Raw genomic sequence first — 25224 nt, forward strand, 5'->3', positions numbered from 1 at the left:
AAAAATGCACAATATCCCAATTACCAAACCCTGGATGGGCGAAGCGGAGGCTGAAGCAGCTAAGCGTCCAATCATGTCTGGCTGGGTAACACAAGGGCCAGAAGTAGCTGCTTTTGAACAAGAATTTGCCGCTTACGTAGGAGCAAACTACGCCTGTGCCGTCTCCAACTGCACCACAGCATTGCATTTAGCGCTATTAGCTGTAGGCGTGCAACCAGGGGATGAAGTGATTACCGTCAGCCATTCTTATATTGCCACTGCTAATAGTATTCGCTACTGCGGCGGAATACCAGTGTTTGTGGATATTGAACCACAGACATACAACATCAACCCGATATTAATTGAGGAGGCCATTGGCGATCGCACCCGTGCGATTTTGATTGTCCACCAGATCGGGATGCCTTGCGACCTCAAAGCCATCTTGGATATTGCCCACCGCCACGGGTTGCCAGTAGTTGAAGATGCGGCTTGTGCCATCGGTAGTGAAATTCTCTGGAATGGGCAGTGGGAGAAAATTGGCAAGCCGCATGGAGATATCGCTTGCTTTTCTTTTCACCCCCGAAAAATCATCAGCACTGGTGACGGTGGGATGCTGACTACAAATAATCCCCAATGGGACAAGCAGTTTCGGCTTTGGCGGCAACATGGGATGAGCGTTCCCGATACTGTGCGCCACGGTGCAAAACAGGTGATATTTGAGTCATACCCCATGCTAGGTTACAACTACCGCATGACTGATATTCAAGCAGCAGTTGGACGAGAACAACTCAAACGCCTTCCAGAGATTGTGAAACGTCGGCGTTATTTGGCACAGCAATATCAGGAAAAACTCCAAGATGTGCCGGGATTAAAGTTACCCACCGAGCCAAGTTGGGCCAAGAGTAACTGGCAAAGTTTTTGTATAAGGCTTACAGAGAGATACGACCAGCTTCAAGCAATGCAGCGAATGTTAGATGCTGGCATTGCCACACGACGCGGAATTATGTGCGCTCACCGTGAAAGTGCTTATCAAACACAAGCTTGGTCATGTGGAGTTGAGCCGAAAGCTTGTGAGTGTCAAGTTGGAAAGTGCGATCGCCTTTCTGAGAGTGAACAGGCACAAGACCACACAGTCCTGCTACCTCTGTTTCATCAGATGACTGAACAGGAACAGGACTATGTGGTGGAAGTTTTGAAAGTGGCTTGTCAGGTTTAGAGAAGTTACTTTTTATCTTCCGTAGTCATTAAACCTTATGGAAAATTAACTATGGCTACCATTTTCAGCAATCAAGTTCCAAACATTGGAAATTACAGTGATAGCGTTCCCTACGAATTAGGGATGAAATTCCGCAGCACCGCAACGGGAGAGATTTTGGCCGTTCGGTTTTGGAAAGCCCCTAGCGAGACAGGAACTCATATTGGCAAGATCTGGTCAGCAACCGGAGTTCTGTTAGCAAGCACTACTTTTACTAACGAAACCGCTTCTGGCTGGCAGCAGCAGGCTCTGAACACACCATTGATCGTTCAAGCAAACACGACTTATGTGGTCTCTGTCAACGTAAATAGCTATTACGTTGCTACTTATGACGAGCTCGATAGTGCGATCGTCAATGAAGATCTTAGCTCGGTGGCAGACGGTCAAAATGGTGTGTATAATTTCACGCCTGGATCTTTCCCCAATGGTTCTTACCGGAATACGAACTATTTCCGTGACATCGACTTTGTAGCTATTCCCCAACCGACGATTAAAAAGATCGGCGGCGACAATCAAACTGGTGCAGCCGCAACTGCTTTACCCAATCCCTTGGTTGTTCAGGTCAAAGATGCAGCTGGCAATCCCCAGTCAGGAACTACGGTAACCTTTGCCGTTAGCAGTGGGGGGGGATTGGTATCACCTTTAAGTGCAGTCACCAATACTAATGGTCAGGCTAGTACCACCTTAACCCTTGGAGCAAATCCTGGCGCTACAAGTCGTGTGATTAATACTGTAACTGCCACAGCAGAAAACATAGGCAGCGTTATCTTTTCTGCTAATGCCAGTCCTTCGGGGGAAAGTCAAACTCTGTTTACAAATCAAGTTCCAGATTTTCCAAATTCTACAGATTATAACTCTTCCTATGAATTAGGCTTGAAATTCCGCAGCGCTCAAGGCGGACGAGTTGCCACCATTCGCTACTGGAAAGCTGCTAGCGAGACAGGAAGTCATGTCGGCAAAATCTGGACGGCAACGGGAACTCTATTAGCAAGTGTCGTTTTTACTAACGAAACGGCTTCTGGCTGGCAGGAACAGATTTTAGAAACACCGATAAATATTCAAGCCAATACGACTTATGTGGTTTCTGTGAACGTAAACAGCCATTACGTGGCCACTTATGATGAACTGGCTAGCCCGATAGTTAATGGCAATCTTAGCTCAGTAGCAGACGGCAGTAATGGGGTATATAACTTAAATCCAAATTCTTTCCCAACGAGTTCTTACCGGAATACTAACTATTATCGCGACATTGGCTTTATCGTCGGCAGTGCCTTGGTTAAAGTCAGTGGAGACAATCAGAGTGCCACAACGGGAGCAGTTCTGCCCAACCCCCTAGTTGTACGAGTTGTAAACGCTCAAAACACTCCTCAGTCAGGGGTGACGGTGAACTTTGATATTATCAGTGGTGGGGGATCGCTCTCGGTTACTAGTGCAGTAACTAATGCTAGCGGTCAAGCAAGTACAACTGTAACTCTGGGACAGGCTCCTAGCGCACCTGGAGGCGTGACAGTCAGGGCGACGGCAATAGGTATTGGCACTACCTCCTTTTCGGCTACGGCAATTCCCACAAACCCGAATCCGATCTATTTGGAAAACCTCAATCCAGGCACGACTAACTGGAAGCTCGACAACCGGGGTAATGGCGAGATCGCGGGTTATGCCTCGGCGACCAGTGTCAATAAAGGGGGAACACTAGACATTAAGGTTTCTCTTGGACAACCTGGACAATATACCATCGATGTGTATCGCTTAGGCTACTACGGTGGTAAGGGAGGAAGGTTGATGGCAAGCAGCGGTTCCCTCAATGGCACGACCCAACCCGCCTGTAGTGTTAACTATGATACTGGACTAGTTGAGTGTAACTGGACAACTTCCTACGTCTTGCAGGTAGGCAGTAACTGGACTAGTGGTATTTATGTAGCGAAACTCACTGACCAGGCAACTGGCGTGGTGGCACATGTGTGGTTTGTAGTCCGCGATGATAGCAGCACGGCTGATGTTTTATTCCAGAGTGCCGTTTCTACTGTCTTAGCCTATAGCTCCACGGGGGGCTACAGCTTGTACAGTTCTAACAGCATTAACGGCCAGCGGGCTTTCCAGGTTTCCTACGACCGACCCTTTGCCCAGGCGACTTATCAAAATTCCAACGAAGCAGACACACCTCTGCGATGGGAATACAATATGGTGCGTTGGCTAGAATCTCAAGCTTACGATGTTACCTACATCGACAGTATGCAGGTTCATACTAACGGACAACAATTGCTCAATCACAAAGTATTCCTCTCTGTAGGTCACGATGAGTACTGGTCTAAAGAAATGCGCGATCGCGTCGAGGCTGCCCGCAATGCCGGAATTAATTTAGGAATTTTCTCAGCTAATAGTTGTTATTGGCGAGTGAGGTTTGAAAGTTCTACTACTGCTGCGGGACAAGTCAGACCTAACCGGGTGATGACCTGTTATAAAGCAGATTGGGCACTAGATCCAGTTGCCCAGCAGCAGGGACCATCAGCCGCAACTAATAAATTCCGCAGCGTCCAGAACCAGCGGCCAGAAAACGCTTTGTTCGGAGTGATGTACGGTAGCGACCTAGATACCTACGGTGGTTTTAATTTTACCGTCACCAACGCTAACGATCCTTACTACGCGAACACAGGACTCCAGAATGGAGATCAGCTGGCTATGTTAGTGGGTTATGAATGGGATTTTATTGTTAATAATGGGTCTACTCCTTCTGGACTCGTCAAATTGTCTGAGTCGGCAACCATACCCTCCACTGTATTGCCCACCTTTGACGAACCCCCTGGAGAACAGTCACTTCCTGCCAATCAGGATTTTACTAAATCTCACTCAGTCCGCTACACAGCTAGTAGTGGGGCTAAAGTTTTTGCCTCCGGTACCATTCAGTGGGCATGGGGGTTAGACAGTGACGGCGTTAGCCCATTTCGGGAAGATATTCGCGCCAAGCAAATAACTGTCAACATCTTAGCAGATATGGGGGCTAAACCCCAGACACCAAATGCAAATCTGGTTGTTCCTTAAAGCACACCGCAAGGAGTATCGTAATGCCATCATTGAAACGCCGACAATTTGGCCAGCTGGCTGCTGCTAGTTTGACTTCTACTGTTGTGGCTGGTTTGTCTAATAAGGCAATTGCTCAGAAGAGCGAACTCAAGCAGGAAATTCTTTATGGAGTAAAGCCTCTTAGTACACCCAACAATCAAAACCCCGAAGATCAAACTCCGTCAATAGAGCTGAGTACTGCCGAATTCGCAACAGGAAAAGTTCTTTCTAAGCTCAATCGCCTATCTCTGTTCGTTGACAACCCCTTGTCTGTACCAAAAAAAGCAAAAGCTTTCTATGTTGCTAGTCCGAACCGAGTTACAAAAGCGATCGCGCTTAAAGATGGAAGTCTTGTAATTTCTACTGTGTCTAGCACGAGAAATGGTTTTTTCAACCATCTGCTTTTTACTGTCGGTAATGCTGCTGTCCCTGTATTTAAAGCGAAAAAAGTACTAGGCTTTAAGAAATCCAATCAAACCGTTGAAAGTTTGCTGAGCCTTCCCAATAATCGACTTCTGTGTCTGGTAGGAACTGAGGGCATCCCGCCTTTTAGTCTCAGAACGATAGATTTCACAACAGGTAAAGTTCTTGACCGCGACGATTTGGATCTACCTTCACTACCGCCCACCCATCGATTCGCTAACCTCTGCCAAGATGCTAAGGGAAATATTTTCGCAACTGAGATCGGCTCAGAAGGTATCCCGATTTTAGTTTCAATCAACTTACAAGAGAAAGCCCTAATTACTGGCAAGGTGAAAATTAAGAGACTGGCGCCACTGATATTTGAAGGACGCCCTCTTTCTAACGATCTTAAAGACTTGGCTTTCTCTCCTTCTGGTCAATTGTATGCGGTTGCTGCTGATACTAATAGAAAAAACAATGCCGTATTTACAGTAGACGTGAAAACCGGCAAGCTGGGGCGAGTGAGGAACTTTGAATCTGAAAAGTTTACATTCGCTCCGTAGAATTAGAAGTTTATACTAATTCGCGATGGGCTTCTTTACGAGACGCTATCGCGTAGCTTGCTTGTTGTAGGAGTACGCAGCCAGGACTTACGCACTCAGATTCCCCAACCCCCTTCAAAAGGGAGGCTTTTAAATTTCCTCCCTTTTTAAGGGGGGCTAGGGGGGATCTCGGTTTCAGACTTCAGTGCGTAAGTTCTAGCACCGCCGCGCTAACGCGATTCACAGTTAATAAATTCAGATTGGATCTAGATTTCAAGAGTTGAATCTGTTAGTGAATTTTAGAGAATTGGTGTTAGTGAGCGAGAAGCGATCGCATGAATTAAAACCTTTGTGCAATCGCTTCCCTTCTTGCTAAAAAATGATAACTTCAAAAAATAGATTAATTGGTAATATTAATATTAAAAGTCTACGATATATTCTAAAACATACATAACACATAAAATTAAGCAATTAGAGTTAAAAAAAATTATATAAAGGAGAATTATGAATAATATTAATAAGCCAAAACTTGTTTTTTTTCAATGGAATAATCAAGGATCAGCCAAATTTTATAATGTACATAAACAAGAGCATGTTAAGTGCTTATCAGAATTTTTTGAAGTAATTGTTATTAGCGACGAAAGTGACTATCAAGAAATTTGCGAACAATATCAACCAGATTTAACATTGTTTGAAACTGGTAATGCTTCATCTGATAAACGACGGGTTAAAAATACTCATTATTATCCAGAAATACCAAAATTAGCTTTCTATAACGGAGATTCTTTTTGTGGATTTCATTCAGCCTTTCTTTCCGATATCGAACATTGGGGAATAGAGACAGTCTTTACAATATCAATTCCTTTAGCTGAATATCTTCCAGAGATTGCCGAGAAATTATTTATCTGGCCAAATTTCATAGATTCTGACATATTTAGAGACTATAATCAGCCTAAAAATATCCCAGTGCTGATTACTGGCAGCCAAACATCACTATATCCTTGGCGACAAAAAATTAATAGACTTGTTGCTAAATATTACCCCACTCTAATTTGTCCGCACTTAGGATATATGCAAAACCGAGAAACATCAAGAATGCTTTTTGGCGAACAGTATGCTCGGATGATTAATGCTTCTTCTTTTTCACCTACGTGCGGCACAATGGCAAGGGAATTTGTTCGCAAATTTCTAGAAATTCCTGGTTCTAAATCCTGTTTGATCACAGAAAAAAATGCAACTGTTGAAGCAGCAGGTTTTGTTGATATGGAAAATTGCGTCTTTGCTGATGAAAATGACATATTAGATAAACTGGATTATTTATTTCAAAATCGAGAAGAATTAGAGAAAATTACTAATGCTGGTTATCAACTAGTTCATTCCCAACATACATTAAAACAACGAGATCAAATTTTGCAATGGTTTCATTTACACAAAGCTCTAAAACCAAATCAAAGGATTGTTCAAAAAAGTCCTTTTGAGCCTTTGACGGTTGTAGACAGTTCATCAGCAATTAAAAATTCACATATTGTTGTGAACGCATCGGATGTAGCGCTGCTGCGTCAAGGAGATGAAAAACTCTGGGCGGGTAAATATGATGAAGCAGAAGCTTTGTATCTCAAATGCTTAAACTTTGTAGACTCTCAAGCACAACCAAAATTCCGGCTGGCATTATGTAACCTCTACAAAGGAAATGCACCAACGGCACATTATTGGATTATTCAGCCAATTGAATGGACTCTCGATCTACTAAAAGCTACAGATCCCGATCCATTAGAGTGGGCTTATTTAATTATTACTCTCCTTTGTCAAGGAAAATTAAATGATGCTGTTAACTATGCTAATAAGTTTCCGTCTCTTTGCCATCCCGAACTAGATCGGACTCGTTGGGTTGTTAATACTCTCATAAGTGGAGATGTTTTACCCTACAGTGACTCATTAAAATGCCGCTATAGCGCTCACCGATTGCCTAGCCGAAACTTCCAAGACTGGCTCAAGGAAATCTGTATGCTGCTTACAGCATGTCAACAATTTGAATTTGCTAAATTGTTGAGCGATCCGGCTTATTTAAAATCTCAATCATTAAACAAACAAACCAAAACTTTTGCCAAATCATCTAATTTGGTTTATAAATCGATTGAGTTTATCAGTTTCAAAACTTATAAAAGTTCGGTAAAGCAGTGGCTGATTTTAAATTTAAAAACATTACTACGTAAGCCGCTATCTCGTTTAGAAACTAGATTTGGCTACTTCCTGCCTTACGAGTTTTCAACTATAAAATCTGATGAATTTTTTCAAACAATCCGCAAAATAGTCAAGGAAGAAGATATCAAAACAGCTTTAGTAATTGGAGCGTCTAGTGGAGAGGTGATTACCGAAGCACTTTTAACAGGCATCAGAGAGAATCCAAACAAGCCAACCGCCTTTTGTATCAATATTTCTAGTCCTAAATTTAATAAGTTGCAAAAGCGTTTTATCGGTGATGTTGTTAAATTTTATGATATTCTACCAAGTTCTTCAGAAGAATTAGCTAAAGAAACCACTAAAGTTATCAGAAATATTAAAGAGGAAAACAATGTTAATTTTTTTGATATTGTTTTAATTGATGGCTCTCAATTAAGCATAAGTATTGAAGAATTAGACAATGAATTGGAAGACTATAAATTTGTTTTACTTGATGACATAAATACATTTGAAAACTACAAAAATCATCAAAAACTCATTTTAGATTCCAATTATTTAGTATTTACTGAAAATCCAGAATTACGTAACGGTTATGCGATTTTTGAGCAAATTACTTAAATAATCTACTGGAAAAATAGTAATTAGGCAATGGTGAGTAAAGAGTAGAGAATATAAATTTTCATTACTCGTTGTCAGTGTTGAGGAAAACAGATTTTTGGAGATTTAAGAAAATGAAAATGCAAATGAAGGATTTTTCTTACAGAGCATCATATCACTTGGTTTGGCGAGCAGAACAATTATTAACTGATTTCCAAAGTTCTTCAATTAATAGAGAACTTAGCAAACTAAGTTGCTTAAATAAGAAAAACATAAGCACACACATGACTGCTCGCGAACTAAATACGCTCTACATATTAGCTAAGGAACTTGGAGAATCTGCAAAAGCTTTAGAAATAGGCTCTTATTTAGGAGCATCTAGTTGTTATATTGCGGCTGCTTTGGCTCCAAAAGGCGGACACTTGTTTTGTGTTGATACTTGGGAAAACCAAACTATGCCGGAGGGTGAAAGAGATACATTCAAGGAGTTTAAAAATAATACTAAAGCAGTAGCTCATCACATCACTATGATTAGGAAGAATAGCCAAGAACTGATACCTTCAGATTTTCTTGATAATCATCTAAATCTTGTTTTTATTGATGGCGATCATAGTTACCAAGGAGCCAAAAATGATTACGAAAAAGCAACTCCTTGGATTGTGGGAGGAGGTATTCTTGCATTCCATGATTGTATTGCTTTTGAAGGTGTAGCTAGAACAATTGGTGAAGCTCTTGCTAGTGGTAAATGGAAATTTGGCGGACAAGTTGATAATCTTCTTTGGCTACGTAAAGTAGAAAAAGGTTGTTTAGAATTTGAACATTCAGCATTTTAAAACAAAGCCCAAAGTCATTTTATATGGAACTACCCCTTAGTATCATTATCTGTGCTCACAATCCTCGGCGAAATTATTTGGAGAGGGTTTTAGAAGCGCTGAAATCTCAAACATTATCTAAAGATTTTTGGGAACTTTTGTTAGTTGATAATGCTAGCGATCGCCCTCTAGCTCTGGAAATTGATTTAAGTTGGCATCCCCAAGCTCGCCATATTCGAGAAGAACAGCTAGGGCTGACTGCGGCTCGGCTGAGAGGAGTTCGAGAAGCTACAGCTGGAGTAATAGTATTTGTTGATGATGATAACGTTTTAGATTCAAATTATTTAGAAACCACATGGCGGATTAGTAAAGATTTTCCATTTATTGGTGCTTGGGGTGGGCAAATTAAACCTGAATTTGAAGTACCACCTCCATCTTGGGCAAAACCTTATTTAGGAAATTTGGCAATTCGAGAATTTCAGGGCGATCGCTGGTCTAATTTAACAGAGCAATATGAAACAACCCCATGTGGGGCTGGGCTTTGCATCCGTAAGGTTGTTGCACAAAAGTACAGCGAGTTAGTTCGTGAAAATCCTCAACGAGCAAATATGGATCGCAAAGGTAAAATGCTTACCTCTTGTGGAGACTCAGACTTAGCATTTACAGCCTGTGATATCGGTTTAGGTACAGGCCTATTTGCATCTTTAAAACTGACTCACTTAATACCTGCTAATCGTTTACAAGAAGACTATCTGTTGCGTTTAGTAGAAGGACTGGCTTACTCGCAAACAATCCTCGCATATTTTCGAGGTGTTCTTGTGCCCCAATCTTTTTGGAAAAGCTCAAAAATATATTCGCTATATTTATTTTTACGATATGGCTTAAAAACATACTCTTTCCATCAAGCAGGAATTAAGGGTAAAAATTTGGCTCTGAAAGAGATTAAAATGCAAGAAAATGCCGTTATCTAGTTATTATTAAATAATATTCAATTTTATATGAATACGATAATTAGTTCGTTTTTGAATATAAGTAGATATTTAATTTCTCGAAGAAGACCTGGCATTTCTGACAAAACTTTAGACAAATGCCAAACACATTTTGATATCCAAGGGCAAGAGGCAGGAGATTATATAAAAGATATTTTATCGAGAGATAAACCCTGTATGATTAGTAGACTAGGTTCTACAGAACTTGATACTATTTTGGTATATTTAAATATCATCGATAAATCAAGCCTTTTACTGAAAAGCATTAAATATATCAATGGCGATTTTGGTTGGTTTTGGTGGGATGAATCAGTCAAGAAAAAAATTATAAATTTATCTGGCTTTTTCCCCGCTGACGAAACTAACTTAAATCGTTTTTGTGAATTAATGATTCGTGATATCAAAAATATTGATGTACTTGGTTCCTGGTTAGAAGCAGAGGAGCGATTTAGCCAAATATTACCTAATACAATAAATGCAACAAAAGTATTACTAACAGATTTAGAACCGTATCGCCATGAACGGCCTTGGTCAGCAGCTTTAGAAGGAAAAACAGTTTTAGTAATATATCCTTTTGAAGAAAGTATCAAACAACAGTATAATAAAAGACATTTGTTATTTGCGGATAGCAAAGTTTTACCAGAATTTGAACTAAAAACCATGCCAGCAGTTCAATCTATTGCAGGAAATAGTGTAGATTTTCCCACATGGTTTGATGCTCTTAATTTTATGTGCGATCGCATTTCCAATATTGATTTTGATATAGCTGTTATCGGCGCAGGAGCCTATGGTTTGCCATTAGCTGCTTTTGTCAAGAATATTGGCAAAAAGGCTATTCACCTTGGAGGAGGTACTCAAATTTTATTTGGTATTCGTGGTGCAAGATGGGATGAAAGACCTTATTACCAAAAATTATTTAACGAACATTGGGTACATCCCCTTCCCTCAGAAAAGCCGGCAACAGTTAATAATTTTGTGCAATCTCATGGAACTGAAAATGGTTGCTACTGGTAGAATTTTAACCAAAAATAAAGGTTTTGATGGTAAGCAAATATGATGGATTCAAGGATTTTGCTGCTCAAGAGCAGTCCTTGAAGGAAAAATATCCAAAAATTTCTGTGATTACAGTAAGTTTTAATCGGTTAGAAGGACTACGCGAAACATTTTCCAGCATTATTTCTCAGACATACAAAAATGTAGAATATATCATTATTGATGGTGGTTCTCAGGATGGCACTGTAGATTTCCTAAACAAAAACAGTGCAAATATATCCTATTGGGTGAGCGAAAAAGATGCCGGAATTTATGATGCCATGAACAAAGGAGCCTTAGCGGCCACTGGAGACTGGATAATTTTTATGAATTGCGGCGATAAATTTTTTGCAGAGGATACACTAGCTAAAGTTGCAGAATATCTTAATAATTCAGTCGATGTTGTTTATGGCAGAACTGAATATGTTGTTAATGATAAATATGGGTATCATACATATCAACGTCAGCCATATGATCTATCTATAATCTGGCGTGAAATACCTAGTTGTCATCAAAGTATTTTTGTTAAAAGAGAACTACAAGTTAAATATCCTTTTGATACATTGTTGACTTGGTGTGCAGATCATGATTTAGTCGCCAAAATTTACGTTGCTGGCTATCGCTTTCAAGAAGTTCCTGTAGTTATTTCTAGATTTGACGTTTCAGGAGGAGCATCTAGAGATTTATTGAGCTTTACTAAAGAGCGTTGGTCTATTTGTAGAAGATACTTTGGCAAATCTTTGCAACAAGAGTTGTATTTTATGAATGAATACAAAAGTTTTTGGTTGGAAAAAAACATCATTAGTAAAATACGCGAGATGGTTCCTAGTGAGTGGATTCTTACTTTACGTAAATATAGAAAAATATATTGATTAATATGGCTCATTCTAAAAATATTGGAGTCTATTTTTCAGCGAATGATGCAGTTTATGAATGGACGATCGCTTTTCTCAACAGCTTTAGAACCTTCAACCCAGATTTACGCCTGATTCTGATTCCTTTTAACGAACAGTGCGATCGCCTATTAAAATTAACCGATACTTATAAATTCGAGGTATATACTGATTCATCTTTTTCGCGGCTCGAAGCGATCGGTCAAGCATTTGAGCTAGGCTATACCCCTACTGGTCCCTATTGGTTCAGACGCTACGCATCTTTTTGGGGGCCACTAGACTATTTTATGTACTTAGATGCTCGGCAAATTGTGTTAGCAGATATTAAACCATTTATCGAGGCAATAGAAACTTTTGGTTTTGACTTTTTGCATTATGACTGTGCGATCGACCAAGTTTATGAACAAGGAACATTTCGCCAAGAACTATTAAAACAAAGACGAGGACGTGGATTTAACTCTGGTCGTTGGGCTTCCCGAAAAGGGCTATTTTCAATAGAAGAATTTGAGCAACTAGCAGAAAGCGCATTGAAAATACGTAACCAACTTAATCCCCGAAATACAGATCAAGCTTTTATTAACTATTGCTGCGATATGAAACCCGTATGCTATGGGCATTTTGCAGAAGTAATCGGAGGTATCTGTCAGAACGGTTGGGCACGTCAATCAGGTAATATTTTCGAGAACAGTGGAAAATACTTCCTGTGGAATTATGGCAGTTTAGACCATAAAAAACAAGTTATTCTTCTACATTGGGCAGGATATCAACTTAATTCTTTGATGCCTTATAGAAATTTCTTTGATAAATTTTACCTCAAAAGACAACCTATTTTCAAATCTTGCATATTTTATTTATACAAAACTTTAGATTATTTATGGAGAAATCCTTTGGAAACTTTGCGGCAAAATCGTTTTATTAATAGTATATATCATATTCTGAGAAAAAAATAATTTAATTCTCTTGCCTGATTTCAACGACAATTATTGAAGCCGACTTATTTATATTATGCAATCGCCAATTCTTACTTTTATTGTTCCATTAAAGAGTCCCAAAGTTAGTAAAAACTGGTCTCTTGTCTCTCGGCTTTGTTCCCGAACATTAAATAGCATTCTTCGACAAACTTGTCCTGACTTCAAAATAATTTTAGTCTGCAATGAACCACCAGAAAATTGTCCTCAAGATTCGAGAATAGAAATAGTAACTGATTCTTTTCCCATTCCCAAAAATACTGGGGAAGTATATCTTGACATAAAACTTAAAGTTAAACGAGGTATGGTTGCTTGCAAAGGTTTTGGTGAAGGATATGTCATGCGGATGGATGCAGACGATTTTATTCATCAAGAACTTGTCAGTTTTGTGAAAAATAATTATGGCTCCAATGGATGGTATTTTCCAAAAGGCTTTGTGTATCAAGAAGGCATGAAATGGATATATCTACGCAACGACTTTTATTGTTGGTCAGCTACCTCAAATATTGTATGGCTAACTGAAAAAGATTTACCCAAGTCTATGGAAACTCCAGATAATGAGTTTTTTGTAGATTTCTGGGAACATTTAAAAATGAAGAAAGTTTGCGAACAATTAGGCAAGCCATTACAGCCAATGCCATTTAGAGCAGCAGCTTACACTATTGGTCATTCTGAAAGTATTATGCTGCACTCGCTTGCTAACTGGCGGTCTCTCAAGAAATTAATTTGGCAGACAGTTAGTGCTAGACCGTTAACAGCACAGCATATTGATAATTTTGGATTTGAATATTTTCCAGAAATCATACCCAATGCTCATTAAATTGTGGTGTAGAGATACATGATGCTGTTTATCTAAAAACTTAGAATAATCAAAGGAAGATTAAATATGTTAATTAATTTAGCTTATATTCAAGTACTGACATGTTTACGTTTAATATACTTCTACAAATTTGCTGGTTTAAATATTTTTATCAAATTATTTGGTAAGAAAGGTTTAGCAGAAATTAAAATTCCTGGTAATAAACAAAAGTTTTATCTCCGCAAAGGAACGTCAGATATTGCCGTCTTCACATCAGTTTATGCTTTTAATGAATTTAAGTCGGATTTTTCTGTTTCTGAAAAAGGTGTAATTCTTGATTGTGGTGCTAATATCGGAATTTCAACAGCCTACTTTGCCGAAAAATATCCTCATGCCTTAATTATTGCATTGGAACCTTCGTCAGCAAGCTTTGAACTTTTAAAGAAAAATACTCAATCTTACGAAAATGTTGTTTGTTTACAAGCAGCTGTTTGGAACGATAACTGTGAATTATTTTTACAAAATCCTCAAGATGAAGATTGGGCTTTAAGGTTTGGTGAAAGCAAAAATAGTACTGGCGATTTAGTCAAAGCTATATCCATTAAAGAATTAATGCGCCAATATAACATCAACAAAATAGATGTTATGAAAATCGATATAGAAGGTTCTGAAAAAGATTTATTTTCTTTAAATTTCCAAGATTGGATTTATTCAGTCAATACATATTTAATAGAGTTTCATGACGCAGTATTACCAGGATGTAGTAGTGCATTCTACCGAGCGTTGGGCGGTGTTGACTTTGTGCAATCAATACTTGGAGAAAAGGTTGTAGTTCAATTATCTCCTTCAGCCGTTAGCTCTCAATAAGCTTGTCAGATAATTTGAGATTTTGGATTGAACGGATTGAACCCACGGCTAGATACCGAGGGTTTATTCCATCAAAGCACCATTGCTTAGTTAGCTAAACTTTTATACTATAATTTTAATTTATTTGTGAAATTAGTTTCTTACATTCATCCCATTCGCACATACTTACCTTGTACGGGAGTAGGGCGGCATATAAATCAAATTTTGCTTGGACTGGCAGAGCAAAGTGGCGTTGAGTTAAATCTGCTTTTCTCACAACAGTGGTTGGAGGCTGACGGTAAGCTTAACCCACGTTGTCCCTTACGGGAACTACCTAAGAGTACTTTTCCTGGGCTAGAAAACCCCACTGAACGGACATGGAAACTATTTGGCTATCCTCGCATGGATAAATATTTGCCAGAACAGACAGACTGGCTTTACGCGCCGATGGAAACTTACATCCCAGTATCCAAGTGTCCGGTTGCTGTTACAATTCATGACGTACAAGCATTTGAAATAAATTTGCCTTGGTCGCGTACTTGGCAGCATCAATGGTTTCGCTATAAGTGGGGGCGTTGGGTGCGTCGTGCATTGTCTGAATGTCGGGTGGTTTTTACTGTCTCGGAATTTTCTAAGCAACGGATGGTGGAATTATTAGGAGCCGATCCGCAAAAGATTGTAGTAGTTGGAAATGGCGTTGAGCAGTCTTTTTTTGATATTGCATCAGTTAATTCTTTAGATTTTAAGCCACTGGTGGAAGCACCTTACACTTTGGTTATTGGTGGTTTGCGTCAAAAAAAAGGAGGCGATTATGTTCTTGCTGTTGCAAAAGCTCTCCTTGAGCGCAAAAGTAATTTAAAGATTCTTGTGGCTGGTGAATTAGAAGCTGATTACATTGAAGCAGCTAAAGCTCACTCTAATATCAGCTTGTTGGGCATGGTTTCTGACGAAGATCTACCGAAATTATTACGCCAAGCATCATCACTTTTGTTTCTTTCTCTTTATGAAGGCTTTGGGATGCCGGCGCTAGAAGCAATGGCTGTAGGGACTCCAGTAATTGTTTCTAATAGAGCTTCTCTTCCCGAAGTTGTTGGCGATGCTGGGATTGTTGTTAATCCAGAAGAAACTGATGCGATCGCCGAAATACTTATAAACTTAGAAGCAAATCCTAGTGTTGCAGAAGAATATGTTCAACGAGGCCGCAAATATGCAGCAGAACATACTTGGTTACGATGTGTAAACAGAGTAATAACTGCTTTACAGGAATTTGCTTAACATCAACAAATCCTTATGGCTTTAAAAGTTGTTTTTTGCTGGTCTGATATCTCTGGTTACATGGCAGCCTGTTGGCTAGCTCTGCACCAAATACCAGAAATTGATGTATTTGTCATTGCCTTTCAAGCTCGTACTGAAACGGCATTTGCTGATGAATTGATGCGAGGAATTCCTTGCCGACTCTTGGATATCAAAGAAAGACAAGATGCAAATTTAATCAAAGATTTGGTGCTTGCAGAATCACCAGATGTGGTTGTTCTTTGCGGTTGGTTGCATAAACCTTATCGTCAGCTGGCGTTTGCTTATGAATTATCTAAAACCGCCTTTGTGATGACGATGGATACGCCTTGGTGGGGTACGTGGAAACAACATTTAGCTCCCTGGTTTCTTCGTTCTTACCTGCGATGTATAGATAGTGTTGTTGTTGCTGGAGAACGTAGTTGGCAATATGCTTCACGTTTAGGAATTGCAAGAGCAAACATAACACATGGAGTTTATGGTATTGATTATAATGTTTGGTCTCCATTGTGGGAACAACGCCTTCAGTCCCAATGGCCGCGTTCATTTTTATTTGTCGGTCGCTACGTTCCGGTTAAGGCAATTGATGTCCTTGTAGAAGCTTACCAAATTTACCGTTCTCAAGTTTCTAATCCTTGGACTTTGGTATGTTGTGGACAAGGAGCATTGGAATCACATCTTGAGGGAAAACCAGGAATCGAAAATCGAGGATTTTTACAACCATCCGAAATGCAAGCTGTATGGCGGTCGGCAGGAGCTTTTATTTTACCCAGTCGATTCGATCCTTGGCCGCTAGCTTTAGTTGAAGCTGCTGCGGCTGGGTTACCTATTATTTGTACTGATATCTGTGGTTCTGCGGTTGAGGTAATTCGACCTTGGTATAATGGCTTAACTGTACCTAAAGAAGACCCAAACGCTTTAGCCAAGGCAATGGTGACTTTACACCAGCACTATTGTGATTTAGCAACTTGGGGAAAGCGATCGCAACAACTAGCAGCTCCTTACGCTGCTAATATCTGGGCAACCCGTTGGCAGGAATTGTTACAAAATGCACACCAGATGAAAACAGTTAAGCAAAATATAAGTAATCTGGTTACTGAAAATTTTTAAGTATGACTTCGGATTTTATTAGCAAATTTCTTGACCTCATCTTCAGCCCTTATGGCATATTGGGTATTATCATCGGTCTTTTCATATTGGATAAAGCTACACGCTCCCGACGTTTAGCTTGGCTATTATTCGCATTTTGCTGTTATACAACTTCCTTAGGAAAATATCAAGATGAATGGATAACTGAACCACCACCTTTAGTTTTTCCGTTGCAACAGCTACGCGATATGGGTCGTCCCCTGACAATAGTTCTCCTAATTTTACTTATCTTATTGGGAATGCAAACACAGAATGGATGGCGGCGGATAATTATTCCACAGCCAGTCTATTACTTGATCGCATTTCAGGTAGCAGTTTTTTTTAAGATTCTAATTTATGGTGACGTAGGTTTTGCCTTACTTGCGCTAATTACATTTGGGGCAATTGTGCTTATGTTTAAGTTAGGCCCTTCTCGGTGGTTGCAGGATGAACGCAATTTTCACTTAGGTGTTTGGTCGCTGGCAATGGCCGGTGTCATCTTTGCTATCGGCTGTGCTTATCAAGCAAAATTTAATATGTCTGCAATGACATTTGTGCAAGGTAGATTCTTAGGAACAACTGGTAATTCACAACATGCTGCTGCACTGTTAGCAGGCACAGTTCCCTGCTTCATGTTTCTCATTGAAAGCCGGAAAAAATGGGACTGGATCAAAGCTTTATGGATCGCTATTTTACTTGTTGTTGCATACTTTTTATTTATCACTGGTTCTCGGACTGGGGCCATTATGGGAATCAGCTCGATTTTATTTTTTTATCGCAATAGAGCTGGCTCTTTATTACGTTTAGGCTTGTTTATTGGTGTCTTGTTAGGTGCCATCTTTTGGTTTATAAGCCCAGATGCCATTACCGAAAACACATCAGTCAGTAATAGGTTCATTTCAGGTGGAAATACACGTGAAGGAGCTTGGACTGGTATGTGGAACGGCTTTATGAGTAATCCATTTTTTGGTTCTCCTTTGTACGGAGGACGTTTGGTTTTTGGAGAAAATTCTTGGTTAGCTGCTGGAGATACTACAGGATTGATGGGATTTATACCGATAGTTATGATGGGGTTAGGGTGTTTGAAGATGATGTTTGAACTGCATAAATTAAGTAATACAAAATCTACTTATTTTTTGCATAGCAGTGCTGTTATAGCCGGTTTAGCAGGTCTTTTGGTAGGAAGCTTTTCAGAAGCTATTCTTTTAGGTAATCTATCTTTTCCTGTCTTTTCATTGCTGATGTATTTATCACTTGGAAAGTATTTACTTGATTTAGATCGTATACAAAAGAAGTATTTTTTGTCACAGATAATGCAAAATTAAGCTTTGGAAAATAGGATTAATTTTTATATATAATATATATAACTTTTTGAATTTATTATTTAATATTAATGAAAGTTCTTCACGTTACTCCTTCTATCACAAAAGTTCGTGGCGGTACTAGTCAAGCTGTTTTAGATATGGTAAAGGCATTGCAAATAACTAATGTCGATGCCGAAATTGCCACAACTAATGATGATGGCGATGACTTACTTGATGTTCCACTCCGTAAACTTATTAAATATAATGATGTTCCAGTTTGGTTTTTCCACCGCTTTTCACCGAATTTTAAACCAGTAAGAGAATATGCCTTCAGTGGTGGATTGACACAATGGCTTTGGCAAAATATTTCTCAGTATGAGCTTGTACATGTCCACGCTCTTTTTTCCTATGCATCAACTATCGCTATGGCCATCGCCCGTCGGAAAAATGTTCCTTACATAGTCACTCCACATGGTTTACTATGTGAGTGGTCTTTACAACAAAGTACGCACAAAAAGCAAACTTATCTGAAACTTATAGAACAAGCAAATCTTGACAGCAGTCAAATAATTCACTTTACCTCCGAAAAGGAACGGCAAGAAGTATCTTTACTTGGACTGCAAAAACCTAATTTTGTATTACCTCTGGGAATATCTTTACCAACCGAAATTTCTGATGCTCGTTCCCGTCTGCGGCAACAGTTTAACATTACCCCAGACGAACCAGTGATTTTGTTTTTATCTCGGCTGCATTATAAAAAAGGTTTAGAGTATCTGATTCCGGCTTTGAGCAAACTGGCTCACCACCGTTTTACTTTTATACTTGCAGGCAACGGCGCTCCGGATTACGAAGCTGAAATAGAATCTTTGCTTATCTCTAGTGGATTGCGCCATCGCACCCTTGTTGTGGGATTTGTCCAAGGTGAAACCAAAGATATATTGATGCAAGGTTCTGACCTTTTTGTTCTGACTTCCTATTCAGAAAACTTTGCTGTCTCAGTTTTAGAATCATTAGCTGTAGGCGTTCCTGTTCTTGTGACTCCTGGTGTAGCTCTAGCTTCTGTTGTCAAACAAAACCAACTAGGTTACGTTCCAGACTTAGATATAGCAGCGATTACCGATGCTTTAGAGAATTATTTCAGCAATCCCCAGCAGGCAAAAAAAATGGGCGATCGCGCTCGTCAATTGGTTTCGGATAAATATAGCTGGAATCATATTGCTCAAGATTTGCTAGAAATATATAAGTTAATTATTCAGCAAAATTCATAATTATATCCTAATTTTTTCGTAATTAGTTTATAGAAAAACTAATTTTATAGTTAGTTTATTTTTATGATATTTGTTTAAATTGTTCTTTTTTATCAAGGATTAAAATCTACTGTGCAACATACTACGGGCGGTTACGAATATACTTACATAGATGGTGATAATGAACATCATCACGCATATTTACTTCCTCCAGTATTGGAGCTAATCTCTCGAACCACAAGTAATCCGACACAAAAACTGCGAGTACTAGATTTAGGGTGTGGTAACGGTAGATTTAGTCAACAAATTGCTCGCGCAGGACATGAAGTGGTAGGAGTAGAAAATTCCGCATCAGGAATTATACTTGCTCGTCAGAATATTCCTGAATGTAGCTTTATTGAGGCAAGCATCTACAATTTACCCTATGCTGAGTTAGAGAAAGAGTTCGATATAGTTATTGCTGCGGAAGTAATTGAACACTTGTTCTATCCCAGAGAATTACTCAGAGCTGCAAAAAGATGCTTAAAGCCAAAAGGTTATATTATCCTCACAACCCCATTTCATGGCTATTGGAAAAATCTGGCAATGGCACTCCTTGGTAAAATGGATGGACATTTAAATCCACTCTGGGATGGAGGACATATAAAATTTTTTTCAGTTGCAACCCTAACTAAGTTATTAGAAGAAGAAGGATTTACCGATATTAACTTTAAATTTGCAGGAAGAGTACCTTACTTTTGGAAATCAGTTTTGTGTTCTGCTACTTTAGAAAAAAATTAAATTTACTATACCTAATGCAATGGTTTTCACTTCAATAGCAGAAAATGTTACACCATTAATCCTAACATTTAATGAAGTAAGCAACATCGATCGCACACTACAAAGAGTAAATTGGGCTAAGAAAATTGTAGTTATTGACAGTTACAGTACAGATGAAACTTTAGAGGTTTTGTACTCCTATCCTCAAGTACAAGTCTTTCAAAGAAAGTTTGATTCTTTTGCTGGTCAGTGTAACTATGGTTTAGAAAAAATAGAATCTGAATGGGTACTATCATTAGACGCTGATTATGTTTTAACTGATGGTTTGATTAATGAAATTCAATCACTGGCATCAAAGTCTGATGTAGATAGTTATAGCGTCAACTTCAAGTATTGTGTGTTTGGCAAGCCTCTGCGTGGTACTCTACTTCCACCCCGGAAAGTACTTTACAGAAAAGAAAAAGCAACTTACAAAGATGATGGACATGCTCATCGAGTTTGGGTAGAGGGTAAATCTGCGATGCTCTCTAGTTACATATACCACGACGATCGCAAACCTCTGAGTCGTTGGTTATGGGCACAGGATCGTTACATGGTGATTGAAGTCAAAAAGCTATTGGATACACCAACAAGCGAACTAAGTTGGGGCGATCGCATCCGCAAACAAAAACTTTTTGCTCCTTTTATCATCCTTTTTTACTGCCTGATTTTCAAAGGCGGCATTCTTGATGGCTGGCACGGTTGGTACTATGCATTTCAGCGTATATTAGCAGAAATTCTTCTGGCAATTCGTTTAATTGAAGCCGAGGAATTCAAAGAACAAGCATGATGAGAAAATTTCAATGGCTACGCAAAAAATATTTAATTTTAGCTTTAGCAAGTTTTTTCCTCTCATTAGTACTGATAATTCCTGTGCGTTTGACCATAGCCCATTACCAAGCCCCCCGACCCCAAGCTATCCTCACTCTTGGCGCTTGGACAGATCGCGAACAGGCTGCTGCGGACATAGCTCGTTGGTACCCTTCTTTGGAAGTTTGGGTTTCCTCTGGTACTCCCCCTGAAATAGCACGACCGATTTTTCAAGCTGCTGGCATTTCAGACAGTCGTCTTCACTTGGATTATCGGGCTGTTGATACCGTGACAAACTTTACTACAATTGTGCCGGAGTTTGAGGATAAAGGTATACAACATATTTATTTAATCACTTCAGATTTCCACATGCCTAGAGCTAAAGCGATCGCCACTATGATTCTTGGTATCAAGGGTATCGCCTTTACTCCAATTTCTGTACCATCAGCTCCAGATCAAGCAAAAAAAGCAAAAAAAGAAACTATTTCTCCTATTATTCGCGATTTAGGACGCTCCCTACTATGGATTGTCACAGGTCGTACAGGAACCAGCCTTCAGTCTGTTATTGATTTACCCTAGTATGCGTCTAGATTGCTACACAGTCGGTAATTATATTCCTGGCGCACCTTATTGGAAGCAACTTCTGTGGTACTTTTTCGGTTCACCCTTAGTACAAAGTCGCTTGCTTCCCATGTCAGGCTTAAAAGTTTTGCTACTTCGTACTTTTGGAGCAAAAATTGGTCAAGGCGTCCGTATCAAGCCAGGAGTTCGCATCAAATTCCCCTGGCGATTGATAGTTGGCGATTATGTATGGATTGGAGAAGATACTTGGATTGATAACCTTGCTCTAGTCACTATCGAAAGTCATGTATGTCTATCTCAAGGCGTTTATCTGTGTACCGGTAATCATGATTGGAGCCATCCTAATTTCCAATTGATTACTGCACCTATCTATATTGAAGAGAGTAGTTGGATTGCAGCCAAAGCAGTAATTGGCCCAGGAGTTACTATCGGTCGGGGAGCAGTACTTACCTTAGGGGGAGTAGCTAGTAGTTCTTTAGAACCCATGACAATTTATGCAGGTAATCCAGCTCAAGCTATAAAGCAACGGAAATTGGGTATTGAGAGTGCTGGTTAAATGTTGAATGTTGACTGAGGAGTTATTATTGTCCCCATTTCTCGACACTTTCCACACTTTTGACACTCCCACTCCCTACTCCGTACAGACAAGGGTTAATCACGTCTGTACCCACTCCCCATTTTGATATTAAGGAGACAAGTACTTAGTCGGGTTCATACCATCAGTATCTATCAGAGTCTTTTCAACCAGACCATTTATATATTTGACAACATATACAGAGCCTGCTCTCCTAGCAAGTAAAGTCAGAGTTCCGAGTTTGTTATCGATGTTCACCTTCACCTCGCGATCGCTACCCACATTTGCCCAAGCAGTAACTAGCCAACGATCTTCGCCGCTAATTTTGCGTGCCAACACACGAGCAGTCGGTATGCTAACAAGCCCCCATCTACTTTGTACTTGCTGTGTCTGACCTTGAGCAGGAAACTCCATTGCGGGCAATACCTTAGTCCAACTCTTATAGGGATGCTGATTTGGCCCCGGTAAAAGGTCACCCTTACGTAAGTACTCTTCTAAATGTGAGAACAACGCATGAGCATGACCTTGGATTGTTAACTGCTTAATTAGTGTGGGAGTTGTGGCACCAATCGGCTTGTTGTAGTTGAGTGATTCCCACAATGACCCACTGCATACAAAATACCCGCCCACAGATCCAATAGCTCCTGCGGTGTAGTAAGCCTTCATCATCCCCATAAAGGTATCTGGACTGGAGATTGGTTGGCCTGGTGTTTCCCAACCCATAGTTACCCAAGGATATGTGAACTTCTGTCCGAGACTGATTGCGCCAGAAATATTATTCAAGGCTTGTGTCAATGCGTCCCACGGCACGGCGCTATTGTACTCTATACCTGTCCAGCCAGAGTTGTGAAAGTTGTAATACATCTCTGGAGATGTATAATCAGACACTATTGTTTTTTGAAGAGAATTCAGGAAATTTTCGTATTTAAACATATACCAAGGCCATCCAGCCCAACGTCCCCGCTCAGTACCGTATTGTTCCTGATACCAAGAGTATACAGGTCGAGACTGCAAGTTACTAAATAACTTTTCTTTGAGTGCTCCTTCCTGTCGTGCTTTGTTGCGAGATATATAGGCGAACCAGTCATTCAGACCAGAGTTAGTGAAGTCAGCTTTTACTTGAGGGTCTTGTCCGTATAACTGTGCAGGATCGTTGTCCAGGGGAACCCACAAGCCAGATTCTCCTTGGTTCTGTACCAGCTTGATAGGTTGGCCAGCAGTAATCTCTAATTGTCTGATAGATTTTCCGTAGTAGTCGCCGATGATTTGAAATGCCTGATCTGGTGCAGCTGGACTTACTATCGGTCGGCCACCGTTGAGAATGATGTTTCCATTTGCGTTACGTAACCATGTGTTCGGCGGGAGCTTCGGTAGCTCAGGGTGGCGTCCATCATAGTTGTCATAAAATCTATAGACCTCTCCTACGGATGCGATCAAATGGTAACGACCAGGATTAGCTTGGGCCACTTGTGCCAGATCAGCATTCTGTATTGGTAGTCCATAGCCCCAATAGTTAGCTAATTCTATGTAAGTTTCTTTCGATAGCCCACAATGCGCTTGACCCAAAGGTAATAGAGTATTGCCTTTTTTAAATACAGGTCGAGGTGCGGCTTTAAGATGATCTAGTGGAGTCGATTGTGAAGTGAGAGTTTGAGCATATATTGGGGTATTAACTACCATACCCAGAGTCATGGCAAAGCTAAGCGCCGAAGAAATGGTCGAGCGCATCGAACCTAGATGAAGTTTTTTCATTAAGTCTCCTTAGCACCACACAGGGAACACAAATTACTGCATGGCAATATGTTTGCACGCGAATAATTAAGCGATTTTACCAATATAAAAAATAGTAAAATTCACTCGCCTTTTCGTTTTTTTATAAGCGAGTACAGTTTATGAATTTTTGGTAAAAATAGTCAAGGGTAGTTTCTTTGAGTAAATATCTCCGATAAAATCAAAACTACTCTGTGACTAGGTTAGGGCGTTTAATTTTTTTTTCTTATTAGCCAAATTTAGCCAAATTTCTGCAATATCCATGCAGTTAATACTCTCACAACGTCTATTTTCTAACTAGCTAGGCCAAAGCAAAGAAGGCTTCAGTATATCTACTAGCTGAGCTACGAGTATCGACCTAAGTTGCTAACTAGTGTCTATAAACGGTATCGTAGTGATACTAAAAATGATATTTTTAGTACTGTTAAATACCAAATAATTAAATTTGGTACTTAAAATAAGCTACTTATTGCTAAATAGCGATTTGCCTTACTGCATACTAAGTTTGTAGTGCCAGGTAGCTTTGTATTTGGTAACCCAAGAATTACTTTTACTCGCCCGTCTATATCATTAAAAAAATCATAATAATTTATTCTTAATAATTTCTTTTTAATTCTACTTAGTTGTTTATTTATATAGTTATAAATAAAATAAATTATATTAGCTAGTTTTAATTTTTGAATTTACGATCTAACTAAAGAATAGGGAAATAAGTAATCAGCGTTTCAGAGTTGAGAGCGATCTTTTTACGCAATAAAATTAGTATTTTTGCGCTATTAATCTTTTACTAGTCTTAATTATAAAATAGTTTTCAGGCAAATTTTAGAAGTACTTGCCTGGGCTATTTATGAAATTAAATTCTGATATAGCGATTCCCAGTTAAGTGAGGTATACAAACTTTTGTTTTTAACGCAAAGGGGAGGCAGCGCGTTGCGGGGGTTCCAAGAGTTGTAGCGACTGCCGTCGCGCAGAGTCAAGCGCAAAGTTACACAGCGAAAAGTTTGAGCACCGACTTCCGGCGTAGGCTTGCCGCAAGCATCAAAGCTTTTAGGAAACTCTATAAACTATCAGCATTATCTTTATAATCAATGATCTTCAGATAGTATCAGTGTAGAGTTATAGGAGTTAACTGAAGACGATCGCTGTGTAAAAAAAGTATTGTCGATCGCTAATTCTCATTAACTTGTTAACAATTTTATCTTCCTTCTAACAAATGGTTCACCCGATTGGGTGAATGCGATCGCTTGCTCACGAACTACTCTGGGAGAAGGTGCAGTCTTGGTTCTGGGAGCATCATCGCTAACAGAATCCAAACTGGTCTGTTGGCTATTGTAGCTTTTAATCATACATCAATAACTTGTTT

General features: G+C 39.5%; 21 protein-coding genes. 19 read left to right on the forward strand and 2 right to left on the reverse strand.

The window, feature by feature from the left end:
• Positions 1–4 precede the first annotated feature (4 nt).
• The 19 genes from H6H03_RS13570 to H6H03_RS13660 all read left to right on the forward strand — a co-directional run bounded on the left by H6H03_RS13570 (position 5) and on the right by H6H03_RS13660 (position 22073).
• The gene (locus H6H03_RS13570; RefSeq protein WP_190955617.1) at positions 5–1195 is read left to right on the forward strand and encodes a DegT/DnrJ/EryC1/StrS family aminotransferase; all 1191 of its coding nucleotides are present in this window, start codon (positions 5–7) and stop codon (positions 1193–1195) included.
• A 51-nt stretch (positions 1196–1246) separates the two neighbouring features.
• A complete protein-coding gene (locus H6H03_RS13575) occupies positions 1247–4273 on the forward strand; it encodes a N,N-dimethylformamidase beta subunit family domain-containing protein (protein ID WP_190955618.1) in 3027 nt (1008 codons plus the stop codon).
• A gap of 23 nt (positions 4274–4296) precedes the next feature.
• The gene (locus H6H03_RS13580; protein WP_190955619.1) at positions 4297–5259 is read left to right on the forward strand and encodes a hypothetical protein; all 963 of its coding nucleotides are present in this window, start codon (positions 4297–4299) and stop codon (positions 5257–5259) included.
• A gap of 483 nt (positions 5260–5742) precedes the next feature.
• Complete coding sequence (locus H6H03_RS13585; protein ID WP_190955620.1) at positions 5743–8037, forward strand: glycosyltransferase; 2295 nt, start codon at positions 5743–5745, stop codon at positions 8035–8037.
• A 113-nt stretch (positions 8038–8150) separates the two neighbouring features.
• Entirely contained in the window at positions 8151–8849 is a 699-nt protein-coding gene (locus tag H6H03_RS13590) for a class I SAM-dependent methyltransferase (RefSeq protein WP_190955621.1), read from the forward strand.
• Positions 8850–8872: 23 nt separating this feature from the next.
• Entirely contained in the window at positions 8873–9799 is a 927-nt protein-coding gene (locus H6H03_RS13595; RefSeq protein ID WP_190955622.1) for a glycosyltransferase, read from the forward strand.
• 27 nt (positions 9800–9826) lie between these two features.
• A complete protein-coding gene (locus H6H03_RS13600; protein WP_190955623.1) occupies positions 9827–10831 on the forward strand; it encodes a hypothetical protein in 1005 nt (334 codons plus the stop codon).
• 26 nt (positions 10832–10857) lie between these two features.
• Positions 10858–11721, forward strand: a complete 864-nt coding sequence (locus tag H6H03_RS13605) for a glycosyltransferase family 2 protein (protein WP_190955624.1) — start codon at positions 10858–10860, stop codon at positions 11719–11721.
• Between the two features lie 5 nt (positions 11722–11726).
• On the forward strand, positions 11727–12692 hold the full coding sequence (locus H6H03_RS13610; protein ID WP_190955625.1) for a hypothetical protein: 966 nt from the start codon (positions 11727–11729) through the stop codon (positions 12690–12692).
• Positions 12693–12747: 55 nt separating this feature from the next.
• Positions 12748–13530, forward strand: coding sequence for a glycosyltransferase family A protein (locus H6H03_RS13615; protein WP_190955626.1), 783 nt, complete (start codon positions 12748–12750; stop codon positions 13528–13530).
• 66 nt (positions 13531–13596) lie between these two features.
• Positions 13597–14376, forward strand: a complete 780-nt coding sequence (locus H6H03_RS13620) for an FkbM family methyltransferase (RefSeq protein ID WP_190955627.1) — start codon at positions 13597–13599, stop codon at positions 14374–14376.
• Positions 14377–14502: 126 nt separating this feature from the next.
• Positions 14503–15630 (forward strand): glycosyltransferase family 4 protein, encoded by a 1128-nt coding sequence (locus tag H6H03_RS41770; RefSeq protein WP_190955628.1) that lies wholly within the window; start codon positions 14503–14505, stop codon positions 15628–15630.
• Between the two features lie 15 nt (positions 15631–15645).
• The gene (locus tag H6H03_RS13630; protein ID WP_190955629.1) at positions 15646–16758 is read left to right on the forward strand and encodes a glycosyltransferase family 4 protein; all 1113 of its coding nucleotides are present in this window, start codon (positions 15646–15648) and stop codon (positions 16756–16758) included.
• A gap of 2 nt (positions 16759–16760) precedes the next feature.
• Positions 16761–18101: an O-antigen ligase family protein gene (locus H6H03_RS13635; protein ID WP_190955630.1), complete on the forward strand. Its 1341-nt coding sequence runs from the start codon at positions 16761–16763 to the stop codon at positions 18099–18101.
• A 68-nt stretch (positions 18102–18169) separates the two neighbouring features.
• Complete coding sequence (locus H6H03_RS13640) at positions 18170–19348, forward strand: glycosyltransferase (protein ID WP_190955631.1); 1179 nt, start codon at positions 18170–18172, stop codon at positions 19346–19348.
• A gap of 111 nt (positions 19349–19459) precedes the next feature.
• Entirely contained in the window at positions 19460–20107 is a 648-nt protein-coding gene (locus tag H6H03_RS13645) for a methyltransferase domain-containing protein (protein ID WP_190955632.1), read from the forward strand.
• Between the two features lie 19 nt (positions 20108–20126).
• A complete protein-coding gene (locus H6H03_RS13650; RefSeq protein ID WP_190955633.1) occupies positions 20127–20915 on the forward strand; it encodes a glycosyltransferase family 2 protein in 789 nt (262 codons plus the stop codon).
• Entirely contained in the window at positions 20915–21514 is a 600-nt protein-coding gene (locus tag H6H03_RS13655; protein ID WP_190955726.1) for a YdcF family protein, read from the forward strand. Before H6H03_RS13650 ends, H6H03_RS13655 begins: the two co-directional genes overlap by 1 nt.
• Position 21515: 1 nt before the next feature.
• Positions 21516–22073, forward strand: coding sequence for a WcaF family extracellular polysaccharide biosynthesis acetyltransferase (locus tag H6H03_RS13660; RefSeq protein WP_190955634.1), 558 nt, complete (start codon positions 21516–21518; stop codon positions 22071–22073).
• 129 nt (positions 22074–22202) lie between these two features.
• On the opposite strand, the gene H6H03_RS13665 is transcribed toward H6H03_RS13660, so the two are convergent.
• Together H6H03_RS13665 and H6H03_RS13670 are read right to left on the reverse strand one after the other, a co-directional pair.
• On the reverse strand, positions 22203–23843 hold the full coding sequence (locus H6H03_RS13665; protein WP_190955635.1) for a hypothetical protein: 1641 nt from the start codon (positions 23841–23843) through the stop codon (positions 22203–22205).
• A gap of 1196 nt (positions 23844–25039) precedes the next feature.
• The gene (locus H6H03_RS13670; RefSeq protein WP_190955636.1) at positions 25040–25207 is read right to left on the reverse strand and encodes a hypothetical protein; all 168 of its coding nucleotides are present in this window, start codon (positions 25205–25207) and stop codon (positions 25040–25042) included.
• Positions 25208–25224 lie beyond the last annotated feature (17 nt).

The organism is Nostoc paludosum FACHB-159 (assembly GCF_014698835.1).
Classification (GTDB): domain Bacteria; phylum Cyanobacteriota; class Cyanobacteriia; order Cyanobacteriales; family Nostocaceae; genus Nostoc; species Nostoc paludosum.